At 38.5% G+C, this 8,846-nt stretch carries 9 protein-coding genes; 8 read left to right on the top strand and 1 reads right to left on the bottom strand.

All coding sequences use genetic code 11. The features are described from left to right. The first annotated feature begins 275 nt into the window (after positions 1–275). From L1765_RS15395 to L1765_RS15365, 7 genes are all read left to right on the top strand, one after another. Positions 276–1,346 (top strand): ABC transporter ATP-binding protein, encoded by a 1,071-nt coding sequence (locus tag L1765_RS15395; protein ID WP_236408377.1) that lies wholly within the window; start codon positions 276–278, stop codon positions 1,344–1,346. Beyond that, positions 1,273–2,067, top strand: coding sequence for an ABC transporter permease (locus tag L1765_RS15390; protein ID WP_236408376.1), 795 nt, complete (start codon positions 1,273–1,275; stop codon positions 2,065–2,067). The genes L1765_RS15395 and L1765_RS15390 overlap by 74 nt, the downstream gene beginning before the upstream one ends. 2 nt (positions 2,068–2,069) lie before the next feature. Next, entirely contained in the window at positions 2,070–2,858 is a 789-nt protein-coding gene (locus tag L1765_RS15385; protein WP_236408375.1) for an ABC transporter permease, read from the top strand. Positions 2,859–2,918: 60 nt separating this feature from the next. Next, the gene (locus tag L1765_RS15380; RefSeq protein WP_236408374.1) at positions 2,919–3,383 is read left to right on the top strand and encodes a peroxiredoxin; all 465 of its coding nucleotides are present in this window, start codon (positions 2,919–2,921) and stop codon (positions 3,381–3,383) included. A gap of 63 nt (positions 3,384–3,446) precedes the next feature. Next, complete coding sequence (locus tag L1765_RS15375; RefSeq protein ID WP_236408373.1) at positions 3,447–4,397, top strand: D-2-hydroxyacid dehydrogenase; 951 nt, start codon at positions 3,447–3,449, stop codon at positions 4,395–4,397. 235 nt (positions 4,398–4,632) lie between these two features. Beyond that, positions 4,633–5,070, top strand: a complete 438-nt coding sequence (gene perR, locus L1765_RS15370; RefSeq protein WP_236408372.1) for a peroxide-responsive transcriptional repressor PerR — start codon at positions 4,633–4,635, stop codon at positions 5,068–5,070. A 262-nt stretch (positions 5,071–5,332) separates the two neighbouring features. Beyond that, the gene (locus L1765_RS15365) at positions 5,333–7,087 is read left to right on the top strand and encodes a glycosyl hydrolase family 18 protein (RefSeq protein ID WP_236408371.1); all 1,755 of its coding nucleotides are present in this window, start codon (positions 5,333–5,335) and stop codon (positions 7,085–7,087) included. On the opposite strand, the gene L1765_RS15360 is transcribed toward L1765_RS15365, so the two are convergent. Continuing rightward, entirely contained in the window at positions 7,081–7,407 is a 327-nt protein-coding gene (locus L1765_RS15360; protein WP_329610066.1) for a DUF2614 family zinc ribbon-containing protein, read from the bottom strand. The genes L1765_RS15365 and L1765_RS15360 overlap by 7 nt on opposite strands. A 324-nt stretch (positions 7,408–7,731) precedes the next feature. On the opposite strand from L1765_RS15360, the gene L1765_RS15355 reads away from it, so the two are divergent. Further along, complete coding sequence (locus L1765_RS15355; protein WP_236408369.1) at positions 7,732–8,592, top strand: nucleotidyltransferase-like protein; 861 nt, start codon at positions 7,732–7,734, stop codon at positions 8,590–8,592. Positions 8,593–8,846 lie beyond the last annotated feature (254 nt).

The following is an 8,846-nucleotide window of genomic DNA, read 5'->3' as shown; positions in this document are numbered from 1 at the left end:
GATCAGAGACAAACAGTAATTTGATATTCGTGCTCGCAGCAACAGGAATTTGTGCTCAATGATCGATGCTGTCCGTTTAGTTCGCGGGGTCTGATATTGCTACCACCATAAAGATTTACGACTTACCATTCCCCTGTTCAATTTCCATTATGAGAAGATGACGATGATATAGTAACTAGGTAACTACTGGATGGAATTATTTTCATGAGAATTTGTGACCCTTCGGGTCATGTAAGTTTAGTTCCGCGTCTGTTAAAAGAAGGGAGTGATTGCACATGGAATATCGGATTGAAGCAAGGAAATTAACCAAGGAGTTTAAATCCTACAAAAGCAGAAAAGGAATAGGGGGAGCCATGCGTGATTTGCTCACCCGACAATATACTACTGTAAGAGCCGTAGATTCATTAGATTTACAAATAAAGTCCGGTGAAATGGTAGGCTATATAGGAGAGAATGGGGCGGGAAAATCGACAACGATCAAAATGCTAACAGGGATACTCGTTCCTACTTCAGGGAAGATCCGGGTGAATGGGATGGTTCCATTTAAGGAAAGAGAACGTTTTGCCAGAACCATCGGAGTTGTTTTTGGACAAAGAAGCCAATTGTGGTGGGACATTGCGGTTCAGGAGTCTTTCCGTTTGCTTAAGAAGGTGTATAAGGTTTCAGATGAAGCGTATGAAAAACAGATGGAGCTGATGCTGGATGTATTAGATATTCATTCCCTGTTGGACAGGCCGGTACGAAAGCTTAGTTTGGGACAAAGAATGCGCTGTGAATTGGCTGCCGCCCTTATTCACAATCCCCCATTGTTATTTTTGGATGAACCCACCATTGGTCTTGATGTATTGGTGAAATTAAAGATTCGTGAGTTCTTAACGGAGTTAAATCGTACCCTTGGAACCACCATTATGCTGACCACCCATGATTTAACGGATATTGAAGCCCTATGTTCAAGGGTTGTTATTCTTGATGAAGGAAAAAAAATCTATGACGGGGAATTATCTACATTAAAGGAACAGTGGGGTGGAGAAAAAAGGGTTATTTTAGAATTTACCCATGAGATTGACGTGGACCAATGGCGGCATCTTTCCGATCAAACAGGCATGTTGATCAAACCAATTCACCCTCTCAAGGTACAGGTTGACCTTTCTAAGGAGGTTACAATTTCTGATATTATTGGATTTTTTGGAGATCAGGAAATTAAGGATATTCAGATGCAGGAAGTGAGCACAGAGGAAATAGTTCGAAAAATATATGAAGAAGGAGTTTCTCATGGGCAGTCATTATCTGGAGTGGATAAGAATCCGGTTTCTCATGATGTTAGCTTACCGGGTAAATTATTATAGCGGTATTATTATTTATGCGATTAATATTGGAGCCTATTATTTTCTTTGGCAAGCCATTTATGGAGATAAAGAGAGTCTGGGTGGACTGACGGCAGAGCAGATGACTTCATATATTGCTGTCGCCTGGATGGCAAGGTCATTTTACTTTAACAATATTGACAGGGAAATGGCGATGGAAATTAAGGAAGGAAAAGTGGCCATTGAACTGATTCGTCCTTACAGCTATTTATTGGTAAAAATGATGCAGGGATTTGGAGAGGGGCTTTTTCGTCTACTCTTTTTCTCCGTTCCCGGGATGGTTTTGGTTACTTTTTTATTCTCTTTAGAGCTGCCTGATTCATTATCCGTTTGGGCATTATTTTTTGTCAGTATTTTTTTAAGCTTCCTTATCAATAGTGAAATTAATCTTATTACAGGCATTTTAACCTTTTTCTTTCTTAATAATGAAGGGTTGATGAGGGCAAAAAGGGTGATAGTGGATTTATTTTCCGGTTTGATTTTACCCTTAAGCTTTTTCCCGGGATGGTTTCAAAACATTTTATCCTCCCTTCCGTTTCAAGGAATCAGCTATTTGCCTTCGATGATTTTTTCCGGAGGGATTAGGGGTTCCCAAATTTACGAAGGATTGTTGATTCAAGGGGTTTGGGTGTTTCTTCTTCTGATTCCGATTTTCTTCATTTGGGTTAGGGCCAGGCGAAAGCTGGAGATACAAGGGGGATAATTATGGCTTTTTACTTCTCTGTATTTTGGCAGTATATTCTTCAATACGCCAAGACCCGATTGGCATATCGTATGGATATATTGATTGAATTTATTTCTGATTTGATGTTTCAGGCCGTTCAGTTTATTTTCATCATTGTCGTATTTGGTCATACCTCCCTTCTTAAAGGCTGGACAAGGGATGAAGTGATATTTATATATGGCTTTTTCTTAATTCCTTATGCCTTGTTTTCAACTTTCTTTAATATTTGGGATTTTAATGAACGATATATCGTCCGTGGAGAAATGGATCGCATTTTGACCAGGCCTGTCCACTCTTTGTTTCAAATTATATTGGAGACATTGGAGTTGGAAGCATTATTTGGGGCGGTGACCGGAGGGTTAATTTTATGGTATAGCTGGCAATCTCTTCAACTGCCCTTTCACTGGTATGATCTTTTGTTTTTATTTCTTTTTGCGGTGGGCGGTGCCCTTGTCTATGGAGGAATCTTCATTTCGTTGGCAAGCATTGGCTTTTGGAGTGACAGCCGCACAGGGATTATGCCGATGATGTATAATATTGGGAACTATGGACGTTATCCAGTAGATATTTATAATCGGGTGATTCGTTTTATTCTGACATGGATCCTTCCATTTGCTTTTGTTGGAGTGTATCCCGCATCATTTTTTCTTGGGAAACAGGAATGGTTTTTTTACTCATTTTTAACTCCTGTTGTGGGTATCCTCTTCTTTATCGGGAGCATCTGGCTCTGGAACCGGGGGGTGAGAAGGTATCGAGGAGCTGGCAGTTAGTTTTTGCAATGGGTGTCTTTTCCTGTTAAGATAAAGTTGAATAAAAAGGAGGTGGATAGTTTGGTAGCTATAGGTCAACCTGCACCAGATTTTTCACTGCCAGGAACCAATGGCAAACAGGTGTCCCTTGCTGATTTTAAAGGGAAGAAACTAGTTTTGTTTTTTTACCCGAAGGATAATACCCCTGGATGAATTGCTGAAGCTAGCGACTTTAGGGATAAAGTTGCCTCATTTGAAAAATTGAACACCGAAATTGTAGGGGTTAGTCGAGACAGTTTGAAATCTCACGAAAAATTCAAGGAAAAACTGGATCTCCCATTTATACTTCTTTCCGATACCGAGGCGGAAGTATGTAAAAAATACGAAGTGCTAAAATTGAAGAAAATGTTCGGAAAAGAGTCCTATGGAATTGAACGCTCCACTTTTTTGATTGATGAGAATGGAGTTCTTATTCAGGAGTGGAGAAAAGTCAGTGTAAGTGGACATGCTGATGAAGTTCTTCGGTTCCTTGAAGCAAATCAATAAAATGGTGTCTTTCGACACCATTATTTCTTTTCCCGGGAAATATCGACAAATGGGGTGAAGGTTGTGAATGTGTTATTTACTGCAAAGCTAAGCCAAAAACACCAAAATAAATTGCAAGAACAGTTTCCGCAAGTTCAATTTTTCTTTTTTGAACATATGGATCAGGCGCTAGATCTGTTAGATAAAGCGCATATCGTCGTGACCTATGGGGAAGATTTGACGGAACATCTCGTCCTTCCTTTGAAACAATTAAAGTGGGTGCAGGTCATTAGTGCAGGATTGGATAAGATGCCCCTTTCTACCCTTGAAAAGAAAGAGGTATGGGTTACCAATGTCAGCGGTATTCATGCCATACCAATGGCGGAATATACCCTGGGAATACTGATTCAATTGGTAAGGAGATTTCCGGTATTTTATGATTTGCAGAAGGAGAAAAAATGGGATCGGTCTGTTCGGGTGGGGGAGATATATGGAAAAACCATCGGTATTTTGGGAACCGGAGCCATCGGAAAAGAAATTGCCCGTCGGGCAAAGGCTTTTGGCATGAGAGTATTGGGACTAAATCGGAGCGGAAAAGAAGTTTCAGATGTAGATCAGATGTTTTCCAGGGATCAAATTGAACAGCTGCTGAAGGAAAGTGATTTTGTTGTCGTTATCACACCATTAACAAAGGAGACAAGGGGGCTGATTGGAGAGAAAGAATTGACAGCAATGAAACCTTCGGCGTATCTGATCAACATCGCCAGGGGTGAAGTGGTCGATGAATCGGCATTAATCAGAGGTTTGAAAGAGAAGAAAATTGCGGGTGCTGTATTAGATGTTTTTTCCGAGGAACCCCTTCCCAAAAGCCACCCTTTCTGGGAATTGGAAAATTGCTTTATCACCCCTCATGTTTCCGGTCGTTCTCCTTACTACATGGAACGGGCCCTTGACATATTTATCAAGAATCTTGATTTATTCCTAAGGGGTAATCGAGAATTGATCAATTTGATTCCTAAAGGGAGAGGCTATTGATTAATATTACAGAGAACTGACATTCCTCATTGCATCCTTGTTTTGAAGGAGGAAAAGATGCCGATACTGTAGGAAATGGGGGGTATTTCTACTTAGTAATAAGTAGTACCTTATAATAATACTGTAAAAAGTATTGACAAACTTTACTTCTTTTGAATAAACTGATTATAAAGATTATCATTTAATAGGATGTTATTATTTAATAATTAACATTTTCAGAAATGGGGCGGTTAAGATGGCGGCACAGCGTTTACATGAAGCCATTGACAAGTTAAAATCCACCGGTGTTCGGATGACGCCGCAAAGGCATGCAATTCTAGCCTATCTTCTTGATACCAAATCCCACCCAACCGCCGATGATATCTACAAAGCGTTGGAAGGAAAATTTCCAAATATGAGCGTAGCAACTGTGTACAATAATCTTCGTGTATTTAAAGAAGTGGGGCTGGTTCAAGAACTGACTTATGGCGATGCCTCCAGCCGTTTTGATGCGGATGTGTCTGATCATTACCATATTATTTGCATGAATTGTGGTCGAATTGATGATTATTATCAAACATTACCCCCACTAAGTGAAGTGGAGCGTTCAGCGTCAGAGGAAACTGGTTATGATGTGAAATATCATCGTATGGAGCTTTATGGATTTTGTCCTGATTGTAAGCAGAAACACTAATTGAAAATTAAAGGTTTGATTCATGTCCCCTTCGAGGCAAAAGAACGGAGCCATTATAAACATCTGGGTATTTCAAAGATGGAGTTAATTCTTTAATTCCTCGTCTATAGTTGTGAATAAAATCGAAAAACAGGAAGCATAGCGCCTATCGCTATGCTTTTTTTGTCTAAAACTCCTTTTCTCCTGGAAAGTTTTTTGGAGTAGCTTTCAAATTGTCCTTTTTGTTATCATGAAGGTACCATTGTGTTTGGGAGAGGATGACATGGAATTAGAAAGAAATAAGGTTGAACATAGACCGAAGAGAGGACAGCTCATATCCATGGGAATTCTTATTTCTTTACTTTTGGGTTTAGCAAGTACAGCTTACATATGGCGGTTTTTAGAGTCACAACCCAATAAGGAATGGGTTGATCCATATATAGGTAAGCAATTTCCGGTTATTTATAAGGGAGAATTATTACAGGAAGAAGCTTGGGTAAAAGATGGCGAGATTTATTTAACCTACGAGCTTTTTAAGGAAAAAATAGATCGGAATGTCTTTTGGGATGAGTCTATTCAGTCAGTAATCATCACGACTGAGGATAAAGTGATACGATTGCCAAATAAACAGATTGAAGGATTTATAAATGACAATCCATTTTCCTTAAGATTCCCTGTCACGATAAAAGAAGGTCATAAATGGATTCCAACCTCTCCCTTAATGGAAATGTACCCATTTAACGTGACTTATAATGAAACATCGAATGTAGTCATTTTGTCTAATCCTTATGAACCTGTTCAATTGGCAACAGGTGTATTGAATCAAGAAGAGGAAGATTTTATCTATATTAGAAATGATTCTACCAATAAGGCGCCTATTGTTGCTCAGTTTAAAAATGGGGAAGAGGTAGAAGTGTATGGAGAAAAAAACGGATGGTATTTGGTACAAACCCTCGATGGAATGATTGGTTTTGTTGACAAGCAGCAAACGGTTCTTTCTGGAATCAGGGTGACCGGAAAACAGATGAAAGAAAGAGAAAAACCTAGTTGGAATCCCTTGGGAGGAAAAATCAACTTAACTTGGGAACATGTTATCAAAAAAAACCCATCTCCTAAAGAACTACTGCCGTTACCCGGAGTAAATGTTGTATCTCCTACTTGGTTTTCTTTGATGGATAAAGAAGGGAATCTATCAAATAAAGCAGAATTGTCTTATGTCAAGTGGGCTCACAGCCAGGGATATCAGGTATGGGCATTGTTTAATAATCGCTTTGATCCTGATGTTACTCATGATGTGCTTAGTGATTTTATGAAAAGAAAAAGAGTGATACAACAGTTGATTCAATTTTCATCTCTTTATCAATTGGATGGAATCAATATAGATTTTGAGAACGTTTATCTAAAGGATAAAGAGCTGCTAGTTCAATTTGTAAGAGAAATGGCCCCCTATCTACATGAACAAAACTTAACGTTGTCTATCGATGTAACCATCAAATCCCCAAGCGAGAATTGGTCCCTATTTTATGACAGAAAAAGATTGGCCGAAGCGGTCGATTATGTCGTGGTGATGACATATGATGAGCATTGGGCATCCAGTACTAAGGCAGGTTCTGTTGCTTCATTGCCTTGGGTGGAAAAGGGATTATTAGGTGTCCTTGAAGAGGTTCCTGCTGAAAAACTTCTTTTGGGAGTTCCCTTTTACACAAGACTTTGGAAGGAAGAAAGTCAGGCAGATGGGTCAATTAAGGTTTCGCAAAAGGCAATCTCAATGATGGCTGCCGAAAAATGGATCAAAGAAAAAAGGATCACTCCTCAATGGTTGGAAGATTTGGGACAATGGTATGCGGAATATAATGATCCAAAAGATCAGGCGGTATATAGAATATGGTTAGAAAATGAAGACTCCATGAGGAAAAGGATTCAACTGGTGAAAAAATATGACTTAGCAGGAATTGCATCTTGGCGAAGAGGATTCGAAAAGCCTGAAATTTGGATTACAATTGAGGAGGAAATGGAAAAGAGACCATCGAATTATTGATGGTCTTCATTATTTTTTGCATGAATGGGATCGAGAGATAGTGTCTGATTACAAAACATGCATTGGTCGACTTTTTTCAGCATTTTTGTCACTTTGCCACACTTTGGACAGGTTACCTGTACCGTCTTTGTTGTTGAAACCATGCCCACCCAGAAAAAACCGATGGTACTCCCGATTAAAAGTATAAAACCGATGGTCATAATAATTGCCATAATAAGATATGATGATTTAAAAAATAAAGCTAAATACATGATAACAATACTAATAAAAATAATAAACAAAGCTAAAGAACGAAACCTGGCAATTTTGTTAATGGACATTTTCATAACCTCCTAAAGGGAGTATATCATGTTTTTCTTGACCCCTAAAAGACAAAAAGTTAAAAAAGAACCTTCTCAAATGATTGAGAAGGTCAATAGAAATAGTACCTCAGGAAGAGTAAAAGAAATGTACAATGAAATAATAAAATATTATTTTCACTATGTCAATAGTGATAAACAATGTTTTTTGGGAGCCTTTCTTTTTTGAAGGAATATCCGTTCTAGTGTAGAAAGAATAAACATACCAACATGATTCAATCGTCTTGGCCAGATGGAATAACAAGGAATGAAGAAATGTTTGTGTTTTTAAGGAGATGAGAAGGGATGGAAGAGATTTTTGAGTTGTTTGTGACACAATATAAACATAAACGTGGGATAAAAGCTGCAATTGCTATTGAAAAACCTGATCAAATTCATTCTTTGCTCGATGGATTTGATGGTCTGGTGATCGTCATTATGGATGAAGAGGATGATCAGTGGTTTTCGAAACAGTATAAGGTAAAGTCGTTCCGCATACAGGAACAATGGGTCACAGAGAGTGGGTTAAATCGTTGGATCATGAGGGGACGTAATCGAAGAATAATGCAGTGGTTATTAAACGGAAAGATTATACTTGATTCAGATGGATGGTTGGAAAACTTGATTGAGGGTCTCAGATATTTTCCTATCGAAATGAGGGAGAGGAAAAAATGCCTGGAATTCACTCATTTTTTGCGTTCGTATACAGAAGGGAAAGAGTTATTGGCCCAAGGAAATGTGCTTGATTCATTTAATCATATTTTAAATGCACTTCATCATTGGGCTAGGTTAACCATCATAGATAAAGGGTATCATCCTGAAGTGACATTATGGAATCAGGTAAAAGAGATCGACCCGGAAGTATTCCATCTTTATTATGAACTTGTTAATGGTGAGGAACCACTTGAAAAAAAGATTGAATTATTTCTTCTCGCAAGTGAATTCACGGTAATGTCTAAACTGCATATGGCAAGCTCATTTATTCTTGGTATATTAAAGGAAATTGGTAAACCTAGCAGTATTCACGAGTTGCAAAATCATCCTAAGCTAAAGGGGATGCATATGGATTTACCGATCCTATTTAATAAATTAGTGAGAAAATCATTGGTAAAAGAAACGAAATTATCGGATCGAAAAATAGGTGAAATATATTATTCTCTTGTATAATCGAACCATTAACGTAGGAAAAGGAAACGGCAAAGTTTTTTGAGAGCTTTTATTGAAAGGAAAAATTTCCTCTTGCAAATTCTTATCAAACATGATATATTATTTCTTGTCGCCGCGATGGGGCGGCGAAGAGGGAAGGAAGAAAGATGTACCTTGAAAACTGAACAGTGCAGAAGCCAAGCGAACCCTGAAGATTCAAATGGAGTAAGGAAGAGTCTAAGGGACTCATAAGGATAGAAGAGCAGATTAAACTT

The organism is Microaerobacter geothermalis, from assembly GCF_021608135.1.
GTDB classification, from domain to species: Bacteria; Bacillota; Bacilli; order DSM-22679; family DSM-22679; genus Microaerobacter; species Microaerobacter geothermalis.
This window is presented reverse-complemented; position numbering and strand designations above follow the sequence as displayed.